Origin of the sequence: Pantoea sp. Ap-967 (genome assembly GCF_011752565.1) — a bacterium.
In the GTDB taxonomy this organism is placed as follows: Bacteria; Pseudomonadota; Gammaproteobacteria; order Pseudomonadales; family Pseudomonadaceae; genus Aquipseudomonas.
The window spans coordinates 283,434-305,146 of the sequence record NZ_VWXK01000003.1 but is presented as its reverse complement, the minus strand read 5'-3'; the positions used below and the strand labels follow the sequence as shown (position 1 = coordinate 305,146).

16 protein-coding genes are annotated in these 21,713 nt (G+C 61.0%); 14 read left to right on the top strand and 2 right to left on the bottom strand.

Annotated features, from left to right (window positions below; translation table 11 throughout):
- Positions 1–168 precede the first annotated feature (168 nt).
- The 5 genes from serC to rpsA all read left to right on the top strand — a co-directional run bounded on the left by serC (position 169) and on the right by rpsA (position 7,182).
- The gene (gene serC, locus F3J45_RS05705) at positions 169–1,254 is read left to right on the top strand and encodes a 3-phosphoserine/phosphohydroxythreonine transaminase (protein WP_167058656.1); all 1,086 of its coding nucleotides are present in this window, start codon (positions 169–171) and stop codon (positions 1,252–1,254) included.
- Positions 1,254–2,348 (top strand): prephenate dehydratase, encoded by a 1,095-nt coding sequence (gene pheA, locus F3J45_RS05700; protein ID WP_167058653.1) that lies wholly within the window; start codon positions 1,254–1,256, stop codon positions 2,346–2,348. Before serC ends, pheA begins: the two co-directional genes overlap by 1 nt.
- A 109-nt stretch (positions 2,349–2,457) precedes the next feature.
- Positions 2,458–4,698, top strand: coding sequence for a bifunctional prephenate dehydrogenase/3-phosphoshikimate 1-carboxyvinyltransferase (locus tag F3J45_RS05695; protein WP_167058650.1), 2,241 nt, complete (start codon positions 2,458–2,460; stop codon positions 4,696–4,698).
- The gene (cmk, locus tag F3J45_RS05690) at positions 4,695–5,381 is read left to right on the top strand and encodes a (d)CMP kinase (RefSeq protein WP_167058647.1); all 687 of its coding nucleotides are present in this window, start codon (positions 4,695–4,697) and stop codon (positions 5,379–5,381) included. The genes F3J45_RS05695 and cmk overlap by 4 nt, the downstream gene beginning before the upstream one ends.
- Positions 5,382–5,505: 124 nt before the next feature.
- Positions 5,506–7,182 (top strand): 30S ribosomal protein S1, encoded by a 1,677-nt coding sequence (rpsA, locus tag F3J45_RS05685; protein ID WP_167058644.1) that lies wholly within the window; start codon positions 5,506–5,508, stop codon positions 7,180–7,182.
- 113 nt (positions 7,183–7,295) lie between these two features.
- Here the strand turns inward: rpsA and F3J45_RS05680 are convergent, their stop codons facing one another.
- Complete coding sequence (locus tag F3J45_RS05680) at positions 7,296–7,751, bottom strand: transposase (RefSeq protein WP_167058641.1); 456 nt, start codon at positions 7,749–7,751, stop codon at positions 7,296–7,298.
- A 371-nt stretch (positions 7,752–8,122) separates the two neighbouring features.
- Here F3J45_RS05680 and ihfB point away from each other — a divergent pair, with 371 nt between their 5' ends.
- The 9 genes from ihfB (at position 8,123) to F3J45_RS05635 (ending at position 19,467) form a co-directional block, all read left to right on the top strand.
- Complete coding sequence (gene ihfB, locus F3J45_RS05675) at positions 8,123–8,419, top strand: integration host factor subunit beta (RefSeq protein ID WP_167058638.1); 297 nt, start codon at positions 8,123–8,125, stop codon at positions 8,417–8,419.
- 19 nt (positions 8,420–8,438) lie between these two features.
- Positions 8,439–8,702 (top strand): lipopolysaccharide assembly protein LapA domain-containing protein, encoded by a 264-nt coding sequence (locus F3J45_RS05670; protein WP_167058637.1) that lies wholly within the window; start codon positions 8,439–8,441, stop codon positions 8,700–8,702.
- A 101-nt stretch (positions 8,703–8,803) separates the two neighbouring features.
- Positions 8,804–10,252: an MBL fold metallo-hydrolase RNA specificity domain-containing protein gene (locus F3J45_RS05665; RefSeq protein ID WP_167058634.1), complete on the top strand. Its 1,449-nt coding sequence runs from the start codon at positions 8,804–8,806 to the stop codon at positions 10,250–10,252.
- Positions 10,253–10,577: 325 nt separating this feature from the next.
- Complete coding sequence (locus F3J45_RS05660; RefSeq protein WP_167058631.1) at positions 10,578–12,020, top strand: mannose-1-phosphate guanylyltransferase/mannose-6-phosphate isomerase; 1,443 nt, start codon at positions 10,578–10,580, stop codon at positions 12,018–12,020.
- Positions 12,021–12,150: 130 nt separating this feature from the next.
- Entirely contained in the window at positions 12,151–13,512 is a 1,362-nt protein-coding gene (locus F3J45_RS05655; protein ID WP_167058628.1) for a phosphomannomutase, read from the top strand.
- Positions 13,513–13,514: 2 nt separating this feature from the next.
- A complete protein-coding gene (locus F3J45_RS05650; protein WP_167058625.1) occupies positions 13,515–14,309 on the top strand; it encodes an ABC transporter permease in 795 nt (264 codons plus the stop codon).
- The gene (locus F3J45_RS05645) at positions 14,306–15,520 is read left to right on the top strand and encodes an ABC transporter ATP-binding protein (RefSeq protein ID WP_167058622.1); all 1,215 of its coding nucleotides are present in this window, start codon (positions 14,306–14,308) and stop codon (positions 15,518–15,520) included. The genes F3J45_RS05650 and F3J45_RS05645 overlap by 4 nt, the downstream gene beginning before the upstream one ends.
- Positions 15,520–16,926: a bifunctional 2-polyprenyl-6-hydroxyphenol methylase/3-demethylubiquinol 3-O-methyltransferase UbiG gene (locus F3J45_RS05640; RefSeq protein WP_167058619.1), complete on the top strand. Its 1,407-nt coding sequence runs from the start codon at positions 15,520–15,522 to the stop codon at positions 16,924–16,926. The genes F3J45_RS05645 and F3J45_RS05640 overlap by 1 nt, the downstream gene beginning before the upstream one ends.
- Before the next feature lie 6 nt (positions 16,927–16,932).
- Entirely contained in the window at positions 16,933–19,467 is a 2,535-nt protein-coding gene (locus F3J45_RS05635) for a glycosyltransferase family 1 protein (RefSeq protein ID WP_167058615.1), read from the top strand.
- Between the two features lie 58 nt (positions 19,468–19,525).
- Here F3J45_RS05635 and F3J45_RS05630 read toward each other — a convergent pair whose 3' ends face one another.
- Complete coding sequence (locus F3J45_RS05630) at positions 19,526–21,712, bottom strand: sugar translocase (protein WP_370526291.1); 2,187 nt, start codon at positions 21,710–21,712, stop codon at positions 19,526–19,528.
- Position 21,713 lies beyond the last annotated feature (1 nt).

Genomic DNA, 21,713 nt, shown 5'->3' with positions numbered 1-21,713 from the left:
GCGGCCCCACGGCCTGCCCGCCCCCGGTAGGAGCGAGCGCAGCTCGCGATGCAGGCACTGCGCTAGATGGCACCGGCTTCGCCGGTGTTCGCGGGCCAAGCCCGCTCCTACAAGGGTTGCGCTGCACCAGATTGGTTAGATTTTTGTTCTATTAGAGCGAGAGTGGATGTGAGCAAACGAGCCTTTAACTTCTGCGCAGGCCCTGCCGCGCTTCCTGACGCTGTATTGCAGCGCGCCCAGGCCGAAATGCTGGACTGGAACGGCAAGGGCTTGTCGGTGATGGAAATGAGCCATCGCAGCGATGACTACGTGGCCATCGCCGAAAAGGCCGAGCAGGACCTGCGTGACCTGCTGTCCGTCCCCTCCAACTACAAGGTGCTGTTCCTGCAGGGTGGCGCCAGCCAGCAGTTCGCCGAGATTCCGCTGAACCTGCTGCCGGAAAACGCCACCGCCGACTACGTGGAAACCGGCATCTGGTCGAAAAAGGCCATCGAGGAAGCGCGCCGCTTCGGCAGCGTCAACGTCGCCGCCAGCGCCAAGCCCTACGACTACCTGGCCATTCCTGGCCAGAACGAGTGGAAGCTGACCAAGAACGCCGCCTACGTCCACTATGCGTCCAACGAAACCATCGGTGGCCTGCAGTTCGACTGGGTGCCGGAAACCGGTGACGTGCCGCTGGTGGTCGACATGTCCTCCGACATCCTCTCGCGCCCGATAGACGTGTCGCAATACGGCCTGATCTACGCCGGCGCGCAGAAGAACATCGGCCCTAGCGGCCTGGTGGTGGTGATCGTCCGTGAAGACCTGCTGGGCCGTGCCCGCAGCAGCTGCCCGACCATGCTCGACTACAAGGTGTCGGCCGACAACGGTTCGATGTACAACACCCCGGCCACCTATTCCTGGTACCTCTCGGGCCTGGTGTTCGAGTGGCTGAAGGAGCAGGGCGGCGTCGACGCCATGGAACAGCGCAACCGCGCCAAGAAAGACCGCCTGTACGGTTTCATCGACGCCAGCGAGTTCTACACCAACCCGATCAACCACAACGCCCGTTCGTGGATGAACGTCCCATTCCGCCTGGCCGACGAGCGCCTGGACAAGGCCTTCCTGGCCGGCGCCGATGCCCGTGGCCTGCTCAACCTCAAGGGTCACCGTTCGGTTGGCGGCATGCGCGCCTCGATCTACAACGCCTTGGGCCTGGATGCGGTGGAAGCCCTGGTGGCCTACATGGCCGAATTCGAGAAGGAGCACGGCTGATGTCCGAACAGGAACTCAAAGCCCTGCGCGTGCGCATCGACAGCCTCGACGAGAAAATCCTCGAGCTGATCAGCGACCGTGCCCGCTGCGCCGAAGAAGTGGCGCGGGTCAAAACCGCTTCGCTGGCCGAAGGCGAAAAGCCGGTGTTCTACCGCCCCGAGCGTGAAGCCGCCGTGCTCAAGCGCGTGATGGAGCGCAACAAGGGCCCGCTGGGCAACGAAGAGATGGCGCGGCTGTTCCGCGAAATCATGTCGTCGTGCCTGGCCCTGGAAGAACCACTCAAGGTCGCCTACCTCGGCCCGGAGGGCACCTTCACCCAGGCCGCGGCCATGAAGCACTTCGGCCACGCCGTGGTCAGCCGGCCGATGGCGGCCATCGACGAAGTGTTCCGCGAAGTGGCGGCCGGCGCCGTCAACTTCGGTGTGGTGCCGGTGGAAAACTCCACCGAGGGTGCGGTCAGCCACACCCTCGACAGCTTCCTTGAGCACGACATGGTGATTTGCGGCGAAGTGGAGCTGCGCATTCACCATCACCTGCTGGTGGGCGAGAGCACCAAGACCAACAGCATCACCCGTATCTACTCCCACGCCCAGTCCCTGGCCCAGTGCCGCAAGTGGCTGGATGCGCACTACCCGAACGTGGAGCGCGTGGCGGTTTCCAGCAACGCCGAAGCGGCCAAGCGGGTCAAGGGCGAGTGGAACTCGGCGGCCATCGCCGGTGACATGGCGGCCAACCTGTACGGCCTGACTCGCCTGGCCGAGAAGATCGAAGACCGCCCGGACAACTCCACGCGGTTCCTGATGATCGGTAACCAGGAAGTGCCGCCGACCGGTGACGACAAAACCTCGATCATCGTGTCGATGAGCAACAAGCCAGGTGCGTTGCACGAGCTGCTGGTGCCATTCCACGAGAACGGCATCGACCTGACCCGCATCGAAACCCGCCCGTCGCGCAGTGGCAAGTGGACCTACGTGTTCTTCATCGACTTCGTCGGCCACCACCGCGACCCGTTGATCAAGGCGGTGCTGGAGAAGATCAGCCAGGATGCCGTGGCGCTGAAGGTGCTGGGTTCCTATCCCAAGGCAGTGCTTTGATTCAAGGCCTCGGGGCGCATGTAGGAGCGACTGTTAAGTCGCGATGGGCGGCAAAGCCGCCCCAATCGGCCTCACAAACTGCCCAGATTTCTGAACAGGGTTCGCACCAGTGGTAAATGCAGCAAACACCAAACCCGCACCAATCATCGACCGCCTGGTCGTCGTCGGCCTCGGCCTGATCGGCGGTTCCTTCGCCAAGGGCCTGCGCGAAAGCGGCCTGTGCCGGGAAGTGGTCGGTGTCGACCTCGATGCCCCGTCGCGCAAGCTGGCCGTGGACCTGGGCGTGGTCGACCGCTGCGAAGCCGACCTCGCCGCCGCCTGCGTCGGTGCCGATGTAATCCAGCTCGCGGTGCCGATCCTGGCCATGGAAAAGGTGCTGGCGCACCTGGCCCAGCTTGACCTGGGCCATGCCGTGATCACCGATGTGGGCAGTGCCAAGGGCAATGTCGTGCGTGAGGCGCGCGCCGTGTTCGGCCAGCGCCTGCTGCGCTTCGTGCCCGGCCACCCGATCGCCGGTTCCGAGCAGAGCGGGGTCGAGGCTGCCAACGCCACCTTGTTCCGCCGGCACAAGGTAATCCTGACCCCGCTGGAGGAAACCGACCCGGCGGCCCTGGCCCTGGTCGATCGCCTGTGGCGTGCGCTGGATGCCGACGTCGAGCACATGCCCGTCGAGCGCCATGACGAAGTGCTGGCTGCCACCAGCCACCTGCCGCACCTGCTGGCCTTCGGCCTGGTCGATTCACTGGCCAAGCGCAATGAAAACCTCGACATCTTCCGGTACGCTGCGGGAGGGTTCCGCGATTTCACCCGAATCGCCGGCAGCGATCCGACCATGTGGCACGACATCTTCCTCGCCAACCGCGAGGCGGTCCTGCGTACCCTCGATACATTTCGCAGCGACCTCGACGCCTTGCGCGACGCGGTCGATGCTGGGGACGGGCATCAGTTGCTGGGAGTATTCACCCGCGCACGTGTTGCCCGCGAGCATTTCAGTAAAATCCTGGCCCGCCGGGCCTATGTGGACGCTATGAACGCCAACGATCTGATTTTCCTGGCCCAACCGGGTGGCCGCCTGACCGGGCGAATCCGCGTACCGGGCGACAAGTCGATTTCCCACCGTTCGATCATGCTCGGCTCGCTGGCCGAAGGCACGACCGAAGTCGAAGGCTTCCTCGAAGGCGAGGACGCCCTGGCGACCCTGCAGGCCTTCCGTGACATGGGTGTGGTCATCGAAGGCCCGAACCATGGCCGCGTGACCATCCACGGCGTTGGCCTGCACGGCCTCAAGCCGCCGCCTGGCCCGCTGTATGTCGGCAACTCCGGCACCTCGATGCGCCTGCTCTCGGGCCTGCTGGCCGGCCAGCCGTTCGACGTCACCATGACCGGCGACGCCTCGCTGTCCAAGCGCCCGATGAACCGCGTGGCCAACCCGCTGCGGGAAATGGGCGCGGTGGTGGAAACCGGCCCCGAAGGCCGCCCGCCGCTGACCATTCGTGGTGGCAGCAAGCTCAAGGCGCTGACCTACACGCTGCCGATGGCCAGCGCCCAGGTCAAATCCTGCCTGCTGCTGGCCGGCCTGTACGCCGAAGGCAAAACCACCGTCACCGAGCCTGCGCCAACCCGTGACCACACCGAGCGCATGCTGCGCGGCTTCGGTTACGCCGTTGAAACCAACGGGCCGGTGGCCTCGCTGGAAGCTGGCGGCAAACTGACCGCCACCCGCATCGAAGTGCCTGCGGATATTTCCTCCGCCGCGTTCTTCCTGGTGGCCGCCTCGATTGCCGAAGGCTCGGAGCTGGTGCTTGAGCACGTCGGCATCAACCCGACCCGCACCGGCGTGATCGACATCCTGCGCCTGATGGGCGGCGACATCACCCTGGAGAACCAGCGTGAAGTCGGCGGCGAGCCCGTGGCGGACCTGCGCGTGCGCGGTGCCCGCCTCAAGGGTATCGATATCCCAGAGGAGCTGGTACCGCTGGCCATCGACGAGTTCCCGGTGCTGTTCGTTGCCGCTGCCTGCGCCGAAGGGCGCACCGTGCTGCGTGGCGCCGAAGAGCTGCGGGTGAAGGAATCGGACCGCATCCAGGTGATGGCCGACGGCCTGGTCACCTTGGGCGTGAAGTGCGAGCCAACCCCGGACGGCATCATCATCGACGGCGGCCAGATCGGCGGCGGTGAAGTACACGGCCACGGCGACCACCGTATCGCCATGGCCTTCAGCGTTGCCTCGCTGCGCGCCAATGCGCCGATCCGCATCCATGACTGCGCCAACGTCGCCACCTCGTTCCCGAACTTCCTGAAACTGTGTGCCGACGTGGGTATCCGCGTGGCCGAAGAGGGCAAGTCGTGAATTCGCAAGCACCGGTCATCACCATCGATGGCCCAAGCGGCTCGGGCAAGGGCACGGTCGCCGGGCTGCTGGCCCGCGAGCTCGGCTGGAAGCTGCTGGACTCCGGCGCGCTGTACCGGTTGCTGGCGTTCAACGCCAGCAACCACGGCGTCGACCTGACCAACGAAGAACTGCTCAAGGCCCTGGCCGCCCATCTGGATGTGCAGTTCATCGCGGCCGAGCCGGGTAAGCTGCAGCAGATCATTCTTGAGGGTGAGGATGTCAGCAACGTCATCCGCACCGAAACCGTCGGTGCCGGTGCATCGATGGTCGCCTCGCTGCCGGCGGTGCGCGAAGCGCTGCTGCAGCGCCAGCGCGCCTTCCGTGAAGCGCCCGGGCTGATTGCCGATGGCCGCGACATGGGCACCGTGGTGTTCCCCGATGCGCCGCTGAAGGTGTTCCTGACCGCCAGCGCCGAGGAGCGTGCCCGTCGCCGCTACCTGCAGTTGAAGGGCAAGGGTGAAGATGTTAGTCTGTCGAGTCTGCTAGATGAGATTCGTGCGCGTGATGAGCGCGACACCCAGCGCGCAGTGGCCCCGCTGAAACCAGCGGCCGACGCCATTCAGCTGGACTCTACCGAGTTGTCCATCGAGCAGGTGCTGCAACGTATCAGAAGCGAGCTCGCCCAGCGCGACTTGCTGTGATAGCCAGGAAAGCAGGCAGGGGCACCAGTCAACGTCCTGCCGGCTTTCCTTTACTTAAAACAAACCCACATTGTCTGGAATGTGGCGAGGGGCGTTTGTTTCGCCCGAATCTACAGGAATTAAAATGAGCGAAAGCTTTGCAGAACTCTTTGAAGAAAGCCTGAAAACCCTCAATCTTCAGCCGGGTGCCATCATCTCCGGTATCGTTGTCGACATCGACGGCGACTGGGTTACCGTACACGCTGGCCTGAAGTCCGAGGGCGTCATCCCGCTCGAGCAGTTCTACAACGAAGCTGGCGAGCTGACCATCAAGGTCGGTGACGAAGTTCACGTTGCGCTGGACGCGGTCGAAGACGGCTTTGGCGAAACCAAGCTGTCCCGTGAAAAAGCCAAGCGCGCCGAGTGCTGGATTGTTCTGGAAGCAGCTTTCGCCGCCGAAGAAGTGGTCAAGGGCGTTATCAACGGTAAGGTTAAGGGCGGCTTCACTGTCGACGTTAACGGCATCCGTGCGTTCCTGCCGGGCTCCCTGGTTGATGTCCGCCCAGTGCGCGACACCACCCACCTGGAAGGCAAAGAGCTGGAATTCAAGGTCATCAAGCTGGACCAGAAGCGCAACAACGTTGTCGTTTCCCGTCGCAGCGTGCTGGAAGCCGAGAACTCCGCCGAGCGCGAAGCCCTGCTGGAAACCCTGCAGGAAGGCCAGCAAGTCAAAGGTATCGTCAAGAACCTCACCGACTACGGCGCATTCGTGGACCTGGGCGGTATCGACGGCCTGCTGCACATCACCGACATGGCTTGGAAGCGCATCAAGCACCCATCGGAAATCGTTAACGTTGGCGACGAAGTCGACGTACGCGTTCTGAAGTTCGACCGTGAGCGCAACCGCGTTTCGCTGGGTCTGAAGCAGATGGGCGAAGATCCGTGGGTTGCTATCACTTCGCGCTACCCAGAAGGTACTCGCGTACAGGCTCGCGTTACCAACCTGACCGACTACGGCTGCTTCGCTGAGCTGGAAGAAGGCGTTGAAGGTCTGGTACACGTTTCCGAAATGGACTGGACCAACAAAAACATCCACCCGTCGAAAGTCGTTCAGGTTGGCGACGAAGTGGAAGTTATGGTTCTGGACATCGACGAAGAGCGTCGTCGTATCTCCCTGGGCATCAAGCAGTGCAAGTCCAACCCATGGGAAGACTTCTCCGGCCAGTTCAACAAGGGTGACAAGATCACCGGTACCATCAAGTCGATCACCGACTTCGGTATCTTCATCGGCCTGGACGGCGGCATCGACGGCCTGGTTCACCTGTCCGACATCTCCTGGAACGAAACCGGCGAAGAAGCCGTACGTCGTTTCAAGAAGGGCGACGAGCTGGAAACCGTCATCCTGTCGGTTGACCCAGAGCGCGAGCGCATCTCCCTGGGCATCAAGCAGCTGGAAGACGATCCGTTCTCCAACTTCGTTGCTGTCAACGACAAGGGCGCTATCGTCAAGGGCATCGTGAAAGAAGTTGACGCCAAAGGCGCCATCATCACCCTGGCCGACGACATCGAAGCCACTCTGAAAGCTTCCGAAATCAGCCGTGACCGCGTTGAAGACGCGCGTAACGTTCTGAAGGAAGGCGAAGAGATCGAAGCCAAGATCATCAGCGTTGACCGCAAGTCGCGCGTGATCAGCCTGTCGATCAAGTCGAAAGACGACGCTGAAGAGCGTGAAGCCATCCAGAGCCTGAAAAACGCTCCGGAAGCGGCTGCCGACACCACCATGGCCGCGCTGCTGCGCGAAGCTATGGCCAAGCAGAACTAAGTTCTGTTTGATCGGTAAAAAAGGGTGGCCTTCGGGCCACCCTTTTTTTGTGCCTACGCAAACCCGGTAGGAGCGAGCGCAGCTCGAGATGCGCCGCAAAGCGGCGCCCCATCTCAAACCCACACCGCATCCCAATGCGGATAATCCCCCGCCTTAGTCACCAACCCCGCCCTGATTGGATTGGCGATGATATACCTGGCCATCTTCACGACGTCCTCATCCCGCCGCAGCGCATGGTCGTAATAACCGGCCTGCCAGATGGGTGATGCACCAACACCGGCCTTGCGCAATGCATGGCTGGACTGGCACTTGAAGCGTTGCATCAACGTTCCAAGTGTCGTGTCTTTCAATTCAAGCAGCCAGTGAACATGATCTGGCATCACCACCCAGGCGAGCGATCGGCAGTGCTGTCTTTGCTCTGCCTCGCGAAGGTGATGGATGACCAGTCTTGCATGGCGGAAGTTGCGCAGCAGCGGCCGACGCTGGTGGGTAACGGTCGTCAGCATGTAGAGCCTGCCTGGTACCGAGCAGCGGGCGTGGCGAAGGCGGTTGCCATGGGCTTTGATCATTGCATTCATCCTTGAATGGAGACGTCCTGGCACAGCGTAGTCGGGGTGTTCGAGTGGCAGCGGTAATCAGGTTTTCAGGATGTGAATGGCGCCTATGAGGTCGAGCGCCGCCTGCGCGGCAGCATCGCGAGCTGCGCTCGCTCCTACATTTACCCTTATCGGCGTTACTGGCCAAAACAAACGTAGGAGCGAGCGCAGCTCGCGATGCGCCGCGCAGGCGGCGCTCGATCTCAGCCCAAACACCACATATTTCCTTTCATTCCAATCTTGAATTTTTTTATTAAGTCAAGAACCGCCCTGTTCAAATCCCTCCGGGCGTGCTAAAAACTGATTAAGCAATGATCTAGCTGCTTGATAACGAAGGGAAAAATATGACGAAGTCGGAGCTGATCGAACGTATTGTCACCCATCAGGGGCTGCTCTCGTCCAAGGACGTGGAGTTGGCCATCAAGACCATGCTTGAACAGATGTCCCAATGCCTGGCCACAGGTGATCGCATCGAGATCCGTGGTTTTGGCAGTTTTTCCCTGCACTATCGGGCACCACGGGTTGGGCGCAATCCCAAGACCGGCCAGTCGGTGGAGCTGGAAGGCAAGTTCGTGCCACACTTCAAACCCGGTAAAGAACTGCGTGACCGGGTGAACGAAGAAGAACATGAACACCTTTAAGCCGTGAAGGAGCAATCTGATGCGTAACCTCAAGCGCGCCTTGGCGGCGTTGTTCGTGCTGCTGTTGGCGGCTGTGGTGCTGTTCTTCGTGCTGGAAAACCAGCAACCGGTGGCACTGATGCTGTTCGGCTGGTCGGCCCCGGAACTGCCGGTGGCAGTGCCTGTGCTTTGCGCCTTGGTGTTGGGCCTTGCCGTTGGCCCACTGCTTGGCGCCTACGGTGTGCAGCGCAGCAAGCGCAAGATCCGCGCTTCTGCACGACAGGCAGTCTTGAGCGGGAATTGATGAAAATTCCTACGGCACAGTAGGAAAGCATCACCTGTGCACAGCTCGGCCAAAGTGGGCTAATAGCAGCTCCACTTCCGGCCCTGGCGAGCGTGCACCCAATGAGTTTCCCCAGCCTTTCCCACCATGGCGGCACCCGCGGCGTCACCGGTTCGTGCCACCAATTGCATCTCGATGCGGCCACCAGCTTGTTGGTCGATTGCGGCCTGGAACAAGGCGCTGATGCCACGCCAGGCAGCGAAACTGCGCCCATCGGCTTTGATATTGCTGGCATCCAGGCACTCGTCGTCACCCACGTTCACCTCGACCACGTAGGCCGCATTCCGGCCTTGCTGGCTGCCGGCTTTCGCGGCCCCATCCTGTGCAGCGAGCCCTCTGCCAGGCTGTTACCCCTGGTGCTGGAAGATGCCTACAAGCTGGGTATCAGCGCCGACCCGGTACAGGTCGACCGCTACCTTGCGCTGCTGCAGCGGCTGATCGTGGCGGTGCCATTTGGTCAGTGGCACCCTGTGGTCGAAGGGGCGGGTGTCAGTTGCACCGTGCGCTTGCAGCGCGCCGGCCATCTGCTCGGTTCAGCCTATGTGGAATGCGATGTGGGTTACCCGGGCGCCGCCAGCAGCACTCGGGTGGTGTTCTCGGGCGACCTGGGGGCGCCCTGCAACCCGTTGTTGCGGGCACCGCAGCCGCCGGAGCGCGCCGATATCCTGGTACTGGAGAGCACCTACGGTGACCGCCTGCACGCCGGGCGCAGCGATCGCCTGGCACGCCTGGAAGCCGCCATCGATCGCGCCCTGGCCGACAGCGGCACCTTGCTGATTCCAGCGTTCAGCCTGGGGCGTACCCAAGAGCTGCTGTACGAGCTTGAAGACATCCTGCACCGCAAGCAGCTGGCCCAAGGGAAAGTGCTCGATCCCCTGGCAGACCCACTGAAGTTCACGGACTGGTCCCGCTTGCCGATCATCCTCGATTCGCCACTGGCGCAGCGCATCACCCAGGTTTACGGCGAGCTGCATGCCTTCTGGAATGACGATGCCCAACAGCGCCTGGGCGAGGGCAGGGCGCCGCTCGGCTTTGCCCAACTGCTGAGCGTCGATACCCATGCCCGGCACCAGCAGGTGGTCAACTACCTGAAAAGCACCGGCAGGCCGGCGATCGTCATTGCTGGCAACGGCATGTGCTCCGGTGGGCGCATCGTCAACTACCTCAAGGCCATGCTGGGTGACCCGCGCCATGAAGTGATGTTCGTCGGTTACCAGGCCAAGGGCACGCCCGGCGCCGTGATTCAGGCCAGTGAAGGCGCCGAAGGCTTCGTGCACATTGACCTGGATGGGCAGCTGCAAGAGATCCGCGCAAAAGTGATCTCAATGGGTGGTTATTCGGGGCATGCCGATCAGGTGGGCTTGGTAACGTTCGTTGAAGGTATATTCCATGGCCCAGAGAAGATCGTTCTCGTGCATGGGGCGCCCAAGGCGAAAGTAGCCTTGAAGCAGGCGTTGGCGCTTCGGCTGGGGCAACTGAATCGACCGGCGGACATTTTAATTGCCCAATAGGTAGGCCTTTCACTGAACATTGACAAACACTGCTGTCTTATACCCGCCACGAAGTGTTTCGTGGCGGTTACAAGTGCTGGCAATTTGCCTTTCTTTACACGGCGAAGCCGCGATTGGCGCATCTTCCGCCACCAAGCTACAGGGAAAAATCTCTGGTATTCTACTGGCCGAAGCTTGCGTCTTGAGCCTATGGATGGCCAGGGAATTCACACGCTGGGCGCGTAAATTTAAGCGCTGTTGCGGCTGTCGCGGCAGCGGTCAGATATAAGACACATGCAGGTTCCCTGAAGGTTGAAAACTTCAAGTGGCCGTTAAGGACTCGATTATGGAATTGATCCCGGTAATTCTTTCTGGTGGCGTTGGTAGCCGTTTGTGGCCAGTGTCCCGTGAGGCTCACCCAAAGCCGTTCATGACCCTGCCGGACGGGCAAAACCTCATCCAGAAGACCTTCCAGCGCGCCGCACGCCTGGACGGTGTGGTTGAGGTGCTGACCGTTACCAACCGTGAGCTTCTGTTCAAGACCGAAGACGAGTACCGCACCATCAATACCCAGGGCCACGCCCAGGGCTACATCCTTGAGCCGTTCGGCCGCAACACCGCTGCCGCCGTAGCCGCCGCCGCACTGCAACTGCAGCAGACCCACGGCGCGCAGGCCTACATGCTGGTACTGGCCGCCGACCACTTGATCCAGGACGAAACCGCTTTCGCCGATGCCGTGGCCAAGGCCGTGAACCTGGCCGGGCAGGGCTGGCTGGTAACCTTCGGTATCAAGCCGCAGTACCCGGAAACCGGTTTCGGCTACATCGAGGCAGCCGCTGCCGGCAAGCTCGAAGGTGGCCTCAAGGTTGAGCGCTTCGTCGAAAAACCTGACCAGAAAACTGCCGAATCCTACGTGGCGGCCGGCAACTACTTCTGGAACGCCGGCATGTTCTGCTTCCAGGTCGGCGCCGTGCTCGAAGAGTTCAAGGCCCACGCCCCGGATGTGCTCGAAGCCGTCGAGCACACCCTGCAAAGCTCGCGCCGCGCCACCTCAAAAGGCTACAGCTGCCTGTCGCTGGACGCCGACAGCTTTGCCCAGGTGCCGGACATCTCCATCGACTACGCGCTGATGGAGCGCTCGCGCAAGGTCGCGACCATTCCGTGCGACATCGGCTGGAGCGACATCGGCTCGTGGAACGCCGTCAGCGAACTGACCCCGCCCGACGAGCACGGCAACCGCTTTGAAGGCGAAGTGATGGCCTACGGCGCCAGCAACAACTATGTCAGCACCGAAGACCGCCTGGCGGCCCTGGTTGGCGTGCAGGACCTGCTGGTGGTCGATACCCCCGACGCCCTGCTGATCGCCCACAAGGACCACGCCCAGGACGTCAAGCACATCGTCAAGCGCCTGAAAACCGACGGCCACGCAGCCCACATGCTGCACCAGACGGTGCACCGCCCGTGGGGCACCTACACCACCCTGGAAGACGGCGAGCGTTTCAAGATCAAGCGCATCGTGGTCAAGCCCAAGGCGTCGCTGTCGCTGCAGATGCATCACCACCGCAGCGAGCACTGGATTGTGGTCAGCGGCATGGCCGTGGTGGTCAATGACGACCAGGAGCTGATGCTCAACACCAACGAATCCACCTTCATTCGTGCCGGCCACAAGCACCGTTTGCAAAATCCAGGTGTCATAGACCTGGTCCTGATCGAAGTGCAGAGCGGCGACTACCTCGGCGAAGACGACATCGTCCGCTTCGAGGACAAATACGGTCGTTGCGACGCCTGACCCCAGGCCTTTCCTGTCGGCCCCTGTGCGCCTCACCGAGGCGCCGGGCCGATGCTCATGCGGCAATCCATTCGCCGGCCATCCCCTTCCCGTCGGTGTACGCGCAGGCGTCACCCACCGAGAGAGATGTATGTACGCACCTATTCAAACCCGCTGCTTCAAAGCCTATGACATCCGCGGTCAAGTGCCGACCGACCTCAACGACGACATCGCCTACCGCATCGGCCGTGCCCTGGTGGCCCAACTGGGCGGGCGCAGCTACGTCGTTGGCCGCGACATGCGCCTGGAAAGCCCCGGCCTGTCCCGCGCCTTGATGAAAGGCCTGACCGAAGGCGGCGCCGATGTGATCGACATTGGCCTGTGCGGCACCGAAGAAGTGTATTTCGCCACCAGCCACTACCAGGCCGATGGCGGCATCATGGTCACCGCCAGCCATAACCCCAAGGGTTACAACGGCATGAAGCTGGTGCGCGAGCAGTCCCGGCCGATCAGCGGCGATACTGGCCTCAACGATATTCGCCAACGTGTCGAAGCCGGCGACCTCGGCACCCAGGCCGCCACCCCAGGCAGCATCCGCGAAGCGTTCGACAAAACCGCCTACATCGACCACCTGCTGACCTACATCGACCTGGCCGCGCTCAAGCCGCTGAAGGTGCTGGCCGACCCCGGCAACGGCGCCGTCGGCCCGGTACTGGAACTGCTCAAGGCGCGCCTGCCGCTGGCCATCACCATCATCAACGGCGAGCCTGACGGCAACTTCCCCAACGGCATCCCCAACCCGCTGCTGCCGGAGAACCGCGAGCTCACCCGCCAGGCCGTGCTCGACACCGGAGCCGACATGGGCATTGCCTTCGACGGCGACTTCGACCGCTGCTTCTTCTTCGACGACCAGGGCCGCTTCATCGAGGGTTACTACGTGGTCGGCCTGCTGGCCGAAATGCTGCTGGCCCAGCACCCGGGCAGCAAGATCATCCACGACCCGCGCCTGACCTGGAACACCATCGAGCAGGTCAGCGCTGCCGGTGGCCAGGCCATCCAGAGCAAAACCGGCCACGCCTTCATCAAGGAGCGCATGCGCGCCGAAGACGCCGTGTACGGCGGCGAGATGAGCGCCCACCATTACTTCCGCGACTTCGCCTACTGCGACAGCGGCAACATCCCCTGGCTGCTGGTGGCCGCGCTGATGAGCGCAACTGGCAAGAGCCTGGCCCAGCTGGTGGATGAGCGGATTGCAGCGTTCCCGTGCAGCGGTGAGATCAACTACGAAGTGGCCGATGTGAAAGGCACCATCGAGAAGATCCTGACCTTCTACCTGCCGCACAACCCAAGCGTCGACCGCACCGACGGCATCAGCGTCGAGTTCGCCGACTGGCGCTTCAGCCTGCGCGGGTCGAATACCGAGCCGCTGCTGCGCCTGAATGTTGAGAGCCGTGGCGATGAAGCGCTGGTGGCGCAACGCGTGGCTGAAATTGCCCGTTTGATCCAAGGATAATTATGTTTGGCATGCTCCGGGGCATCTGGGATTACAGAGGCTTCATTCTCACGTCGATCAAGAACGAGTTCATTTCACGCTTCGCCCGCAGCAAGCTGGGCGGGCTGTGGATGATCATCCATCCGCTGGCACAGGTGGCGATCTACGCGTTGATCCTGTCCAACGTCCTCGGGGCGCGCCTGCCAGGTATCGACAACAAGTACGCCTACGCGCTGTACCTGATTGCCGGCATCTTGGCGTGGAACCTGTTCGCCGAAATTGTCGGGCGCTGCCTGACGGTGTTCATCGACCAGGGTAACCTGATGAAGAAAATGCGCTTTCCGCGCATCGCCCTGCCAGTGATCGTGGTCGGCTCGTGCCTGCTGAACAACCTGCTGCTGTTCGCTGCGGTCATGGTCATTTTCGCCGTGCTGGGCCATGCGCCCAACCTGCAGATGTTCTGGTTGTTGCCGCTGACCTTGGTGGTGGTGGCCTTCGCCGTAGGCCTGGGGCTGGTACTGGGCGTGATGAACGTATTCTTGCGTGACATCGGCCAGGTGATCCCGATTGTGCTGCAGGTGTGGTTCTGGTTCACGCCAATCGTCTATTCGGTAAACATCGTGCCGGATTATCTCAAGGGCACCTTGGATATCAACCCGATGTTCGCCATCGTCTCCGCTTACCACAATGTGCTGGTGTACAAGCTTGCGCCAGACCTCGCCGCACTCGCCATTCCGGTTGGCATTGCACTGTGCCTGATGGTGCTGGGCATGTTTCTGTTCCGTCGGGCCTCTGCGGAAATGGTGGACTCCCTATGACACTTCTGTCCGTCAACAACGTTGGCAAGGCCTACCGCAGCTACCGCTCCGAATGGCAACGCATTGCCCGCTGGTTCTACCTGCCGGTGAAGGCCAGCAGTGAGCACTGGGTACTCAAGCACATCAGCTTCAACATCGCCGCCGGCGAGGCCATCGGCCTGGTTGGGCAGAACGGCGCGGGCAAGTCGACCTTGCTGAAGATGATCACCGGCACCCTGCAGCCCACCGAGGGCAAGGTGCACGTCAACGGCCGCATTGCAGCCATCCTTGAATTGGGCATGGGCTTCAATGGCGAGCTCACTGGCCGCCAGAATGTCTATCACGCTGCAGGCTTGATGGGTTTCAACACCGACCAGATCGACAGCGTGATCGCCGACATCGAAGACTTCGCCGAAATCGGCGAATACTTCGACCAGGCCGTGCGCACCTATTCCAGCGGCATGCAGATGCGCGTGGCGTTTTCGGTGGCAACCGCCTTCCGCCCGGAAATTCTCATCATCGACGAAGCGTTGTCGGTAGGTGACAGCTATTTCCAGCACAAGAGCTTCAGCCGTATCAAGGAGTTCCAGAAAGCCGGCACCACGCTGCTGATCGTCTCCCACGACCGCGGCGCCATCCAGGCCCTGTGCAACCGGGCGATCCTGCTCGATGGCGGTACCGTGATCAAGGACGGCCCGCCCGAGGAGGTGATGGACTACTACAACGCCATCATCGCCCAGAAGGAAAACGCCACCGTCGAAGTGCAGACCCTGGCCGATGGCACCGTGCAAACGCGCTCGGGCAACGGCAAGGCCACCATCGACAGCGTGGCGCTGTACAACACCCAAGGGCAGCCCGTTGAATACGTATCGGTGGGCGAGGACGTGTGCCTGAACATTCGGGTCAAGGTCAACGCGGCGCTGCCTGAGCTGGTAGTGGGTTATATGATCAAGGACCGCCTCGGCCAGGATGTTTTCGGCACCAACACCCATCACCTGGACTGCGTGCGCCACAACCTGGGGGAGGGCACGGAGCTGGATTACCGGTTTAGCTTCCCAGCCAACCTGGGTGTCGGCTCCTACTCGGTGGCGATCGCTTTGCACACAGCCGACACCCATATAGCCGACAACTTCGAATGGCGTGACCTGGCGTTGCTGTTCAACGTGGTCAATATGTCCGAGAAAACCTTCGTTGGCCTGGCATGGATCCCGCCGACCGTGGAGTGCAAGTGATGAGTGCTGGTTTCTATAGGGCCTTCGAGGACCGTTACCGCGGTTCGAGGGAACTGATTACACAGCGGCTGGAAGCCTACCTGCCGTTTCTTGAGCCGTTGAAATCCATTTACCCCGACCTGCCTGTGCTCGACATCGGCTGCGGGCGTGGCGAGTGGCTGCAGCTGCTGTTGCGTGAAGGTTATTCGCCGGTTGGCGTGGACCTCGACGAAGGCATGCTGGCCGCCTGCCAGGCGCTGCAGTTGCCCGCGCACCAGGACGACGCCCTTGGCGCCCTGCGCAAGCTGCCAGACGACAGCCAGGTGGTGGTCAGTGGTTTCCATATTGCCGAGCACGTGCCCTTCAACGTGCTCGAAGAACTGGTCGCCGAAGCCCTGAGGGTGTTGCGCCCGGCGGGCATGCTGATACTGGAAACCCCCAACGCCGAAAACGTGATGGTGGGTACCAACAACTTTTACCTCGACCCAACCCATGAGCGGCCACTGCCGAACCAGTTGCTATCGTTCCTGACAGAGCATGCTGGCTTCGCCCGTTCCAAGGTCGTGCGCCTGCAAGAGGCTCCCGAGCTGCGTGATGAGGTGGGCAAAATCGGTGTGCGTGAGGTTCTATGCGGTGCCAGTCCCGACTATGCTGTGATCGCACAGAAGCATGGGGAGCCTTCATTAATGGATGCGTTCAAAGTATTTGAGGGTGACTACGGTGTGTCGCTCGACCAGTTGGCTGAGCGATTCGACCGGGCATTGGAAGCGCGCCTGGCGAAACTGGAAAAAAAGCTCGATGTTGTGAACTACTCATCCCCTGACGGGGCCGTGGTAGTACACCCAGCGGCGCAATCGCACGGGCAGGTCGAGCACTTGCTGGTGGTGCAAGAGCGGCATGAAGTTGCAATGGCGGCGCTGCAGCGGCAGTTTGGTGCATTGCAAGAGCGGCTGCAGCAGGCTCAGGCAGCTGCTGAGCAGGCCCGGGCCAATGCCGAAAGCGCCGCGCAGGAGCGTAACCAGGCGCTTGAAAACTGCCATTATCACTACTTGCGGGCCATGGAAGCGGAGCAGCAGGTGCAATTGATGCGCGTGAGCAGCTCCTGGCGCTTCACCGCGCCACTGCGCTGGCTGGCCAGGCAGTTGCGGGAGCCAGGGCAGCACGGCAAAGCGTCACTGAATAAGCTCGTTCGTCGTATCGCGCCGCATGCGCGTTTATGGGTTGAGCGCCGCCCTGCCGTGCGAAGGTCGGCAATTGCGGTATTACAGCGTTACCCGCGGCTGGCGAATAAAATAAAGGCGGTACTTGCCCCTGAACCGGTGCATGTCACCAACGACGTAGTGCATGGCGTGATTGACCATGCACCGTTGACTCCGCGAGGCCGTACGATTGAAAGCGCCCTCCGATCTGCAATGAAGAAGAGCTGAAACCGAATGCGTATTGTAATTGACATGCAAGGCGCGCAAACCGAAAGCCGCTTCAGAGGTATTGGGCGCTACAGTTTGTCACTGGCACAGGGCATCGTGCGTAACAGCACAGGGCATGAGGTTTACCTGCTGCTCAATGGCATGCTGTGGGAAAGTATCGAGTCGATCCGCACGGCGTTCATCGACTTGCTTCCACAGAGCCACATCCGGGTTTGGTACGCACAGGGGCCGGTATCTGATCGTGATCCTGCGAACTATGGCCGCCGTTTGGTGGCCGAGCGTATTCGCCAGGCGTGCATCGATGAGCTGATGCCTGATGTGGTGCACATTACCAGTTCCGTGGAAGGTTTTATCGATGACGCCGTGATCGGCAGCCCGCTGCTCGATAACCATGCGCTGGTAAGTGCCACACTCTACGACTTGATACCGATGCTCAGTCCCGAAGAGTATCTAAATAACAACCCAGCCTACAAGAAGCACTACCTGGAGAAGGTCGAAGCCTACAAGCATTACGACCTGTTGCTGTCGATATCCGAGTTCGCGCGCCAGGAAGCCCTTTCTCTGTTGCCGTTGGATCAAGCGAGCGTGGTGAATGTGTCCACCGCGGCAGACGATATCTTCAGGCCTATCACGCTAGACGAAGCCGCGCACAATGCGCTTGTCGCGAAGTTCAAGTTGCGCGAGCCATTCGTGCTCTATTCTGGCGGGGCAGATGAGCGTAAAAACCTTGTCCGCCTCATCAAGGCCTTTGCCAAGGTCAAGCGGGACGTGGCCAACGTTCAGTTGGTGTTTGCCGGCAAAATGCCGCAGTTCCACATTGACCAGTACCGCACTGCAGCGCTGAGCGAAGGCTTGAGCGAGACGGATCTGGTGTTCACCGGCTACATTACCGATGAAGACCTTGTGGCCTTGTACAACGCCTGTCGCCTGTACGTCTTCCCCTCCTGGCACGAAGGCTTTGGCCTGCCGCCGCTGGAGGCCATGAAGTGTGGCGCTGCCGTAATCGGCGCCAACACGTCCAGCGTACCTGAGGTAATCGGCTGGGACGATGCGACATTCGACCCGCTTGATATCCAGGCGATCGCTCACAAAATGCACCAGGCGCTGAGCAGCAACGAATTCCGCAGCGCCTTGGCAGCCCATGGCTTGCAACGTGCCAAAACCTTCTCGTGGGATCGCACGGGTAAGGCGGCGGTTGCAGCATTTGAGCAAGCGCTCCAGCAGCCAGACGGCAAGGCGAAGCCCCCTGTACGTGACGCGGTCGGCGCATTGATCGCGCAGTTGGCAGAAGGCAGCCTGCTGAACGACAACACCGTGGATATCCAACACCTTGCCAAGCTGATCGATTACTCAGTGCAAAGCACGTCGGGCAAGCCTCAGTTACTGGTCGATATTTCAGAACTCAGCAAACATGACGGCAAGAGCGGCATTCAGCGTGTGGTGCGAAGCATTCTGTTGGAGTGGCTGAGCAACCCGCCTGCCGGTTATGACGTCCAGCCGGTGTATACCGTGGCCGGTGAGCCGTTCTATAGGTATGCCTCGCGTTTTACAGCCAAGTTCCTTGGTAAGCCCACTGAAGGCTATGAAGATGAGGCCATCACCTATCGAGCGGGTGATGCCTATTTGTGCCTGGACTTACTGATGGATGTCCTCCCGCACAAACGAAGTTACCTGGACGCCCTTCGTGCCCATGGCGTGAGCATCTTCTTCGTTGTGTATGACCTGCTGATTCTGCAATTGCCCCACTGCTTCGTCGACAGCTTGCAGAGCCACTATTTGAAGTGGATACAGGCCGTTGCACAATATGACGGCGCGCTTTGTATTTCCCACGCCGTAGCCGATGAACTTCGGGAGTGGCTTGGCGAGCATTACCCCGAGCGGCTACCGCATTTCCGTATCGGTGCATTCCATCTAGGGGCTGATATCGACCAATCGATGCCTTCCAAAGGCCTGCCCGAAGACCCAGCGATGCGCCTTGAAGCCCTGCAACCGAACACCAATTTCCTCATGGTGGGAACGCTTGAGCCGCGCAAAGGCCATGCGCAGACTCTGGCTGCGTTTGAATTGCTATGGGCGACGGGTGTTCAGGCCAACCTGGTGATCGTCGGCAAGCACGGCTGGTTGGTGGATGAATTGGCTGCCAAACTTGCCGACCACCCAGAGCGCGGCAAGCGCCTGTTGTGGCTCAATGGTGCGAGTGACGAATACCTTGAACACCTTTACAAAACCTGTGATTGCCTTATCGCAGCGTCTTATGGGGAAGGGTTTGGCTTGCCGTTGATCGAGGCTGCCCAGCAGAAACTGCCGATCATTGCCCGCGATCTGCCGGTATTCAGGGAGGTGGCCGGTGAACATGCCTACTACTTCAAGGGGCCAGCGGCGCAGGACATGGCATCGGGCCTTCAAGCGTGGTTGGAGCTGAAGGCCCTCGGTACGCAACCTACCTCCACTGCCATGCCGTGGATGACATGGAAGCAAAGCGCTGGGCAATTGGCTGGTGAGTTGAACAAGCTGCGTGAAGTACCCTATGTTCAGGCGTGATTGATTGATAGAAAAATGCCCCCGGTTTGAAGCCGGGGGCATTTTTTATAGGGCCTGCTTATTCAATGATTCGCAAGGACACGAATCCGATACCGAGCCGCCGTTCATCGCCACTGCCGCTGATTTCCTTTGGCGAAACTGGGTGTGGCGGGATAAAGGTGATGCTGCTGGCTTCGTCACGCCCGAGGTCTACGTCGATGCGCACTTGCGCCACGCCACTGTTCAAAACGATCGAGTACGTCTTCGTGCCTATCTCGACGCGAATTGGCTGCCCCGCATTCGTGGCGTAGGCCTGCGCGTCCAGCACCAGCGTGAACCTGTGCGGCAGGGTGCGATTGAAGTCAAACTTCACACGGGATCCTTCCGACCAGAGCCCCCAGGGCTCAAACCTGGAAACGCCCGTGACGCCACTGACGAAGTCCGGCCAGCGGCCTTTTGTGAAGTCGATGCCAGCATCCAACGTGCCTGGATAGCGCACGCCCAGGGCGTCGGCGTGATAATCCGCCTGCTGCATAATGTCCAGTGCAGGCTTGTTTTCCAACTGCGGGTGCTTGCTGCCGGCCAGTTTGAAGAACACCAACTCGCCGTCGGCACTTTGCAGCGCTGGCGCACTCTGCAAGCGTGAACTGAGCTCGCTGATCAAGGCTTCGGCATTATCAGCGTAACCGCGGCGATCAATGGTGATGCCTTCAAAGCCAAGGTTACGCACTACTTCAATCTGCTTGGCCATCGGCTCTTGGGCAAGAGAGCGGTAGAACAGGTCGCCTGGGCGCCCCTTCATGCCGCCGAAGCTCCAGTGCAGTTCGTTGGAGTGCAGTACGCCGGCCATCATCTGGTAGTTCAGCAGGCGGTGCAGTGGCGGGGTTTCAGGAAAGCCGATGTAGGGGAGCTGGTAGATGGCAGCCCCTTTTGGCACTGCTTGCTCGATGGCTTGAACAAAGTCCCGGTCGCTCTCGAATGCACGCTTGTTCAGCTGATTGCAGCTAAGGCACGCGGGGTTGGTCTGGTCATACAGCCCAAACAGCAGCATCGCTGCAGCCACTGCGGCGGGGTAGCGCAACAGGCGAGGTGCGAAGCGGCGCATCACCAGCTCTAGTGCCAGGAAGAGGAACAGAATTGCAGCAAAAGCGATGAAAACACTAAGCCTGTTCCAGCCCCTGATCGATGGCGAAACCAGCATGGCGAACAACGAGCCAAGGCCGCCTATCGTGGCAAACAGGAAGAGCACCAAGGTGGTGGCCGCCAGCAAGCGCAGCCGCTCGTCGGCCAATACGCCCTTGGGCGAAAACACAACATAGAGCAACGCCAGCAGGAAGCCCGCCGCGCCGATCAGCCCCAGCGATGAGGTACTGTTCTCGTTGATCAGTGGGGTGGCGCTGTTATAAGCCTGGCCGACCTCGGCCAGGGTGGAAGACCTGTGCTCTGGCCGTGGCAGCAATAGCTGCATCATTTTCAGGCCGTAGTACTCCGATTCGACAACCGAACGCTTGGCGACCTCCGGGTTGCGCCCCTCACTCAGGTTGTTAACCAGGTTTGGTGCCACGTTGGCGAGGACTCCCAAGGCGACCACGGCGCATAGCGCGATGGCTTTACCGACACCACGAAGCTGCTGGGTCCTGGCCCAGTTCAGCACGCCCGCCACAGCCATGACGATGACGCCGAACAGCGCGTAATAGACGCCGAATGAAGCGAGTGCCACCAGCCCCAGCACCCTGGCGGCCAGCTTGCCTAGTTTCGGCCCTTGGCCTTCGCTGGGGGCGTTCAGGCCGGTACGGTAAACACCCAACGCGAGGCCGAAGAACACCGGGGCAACGAAGTACCAGGTGTAGAACAGGTGGTGCACGCGCAGGAAGTGGAACGGTAGGAAGCTGTAGAGCAGGCCCGCCGCCAGGGCAAAACTGCGGTTCAGGCCAAAGGCACGGCCAGTGGCGAACGCGGCGATGAAGCACACTGGGAAACCGAGCAGGAAGAACAGGTTGGTGCCCGCCACCCAGCCACCACCCAGCATGGCCAGGCATTTGATTGCCAGATGGCTGGCGCCATCTGAACCCGGGTAATCCAGAAAGCTGGAGCCGAATGGGTAGCCACTGCGGGCGTTATTGAATAGCCACCCTTCATCGACGCGTTGCGCCATCCAGGCGTGAAACAGCCCGTCGCTTGCGTAGTGGTAAGGGGTAGACAGGTCCGGAACAAGGCCTGCCGGTAAACCGCTCATCAAGATGCTGGCGAAGAAGAACGAGAACACT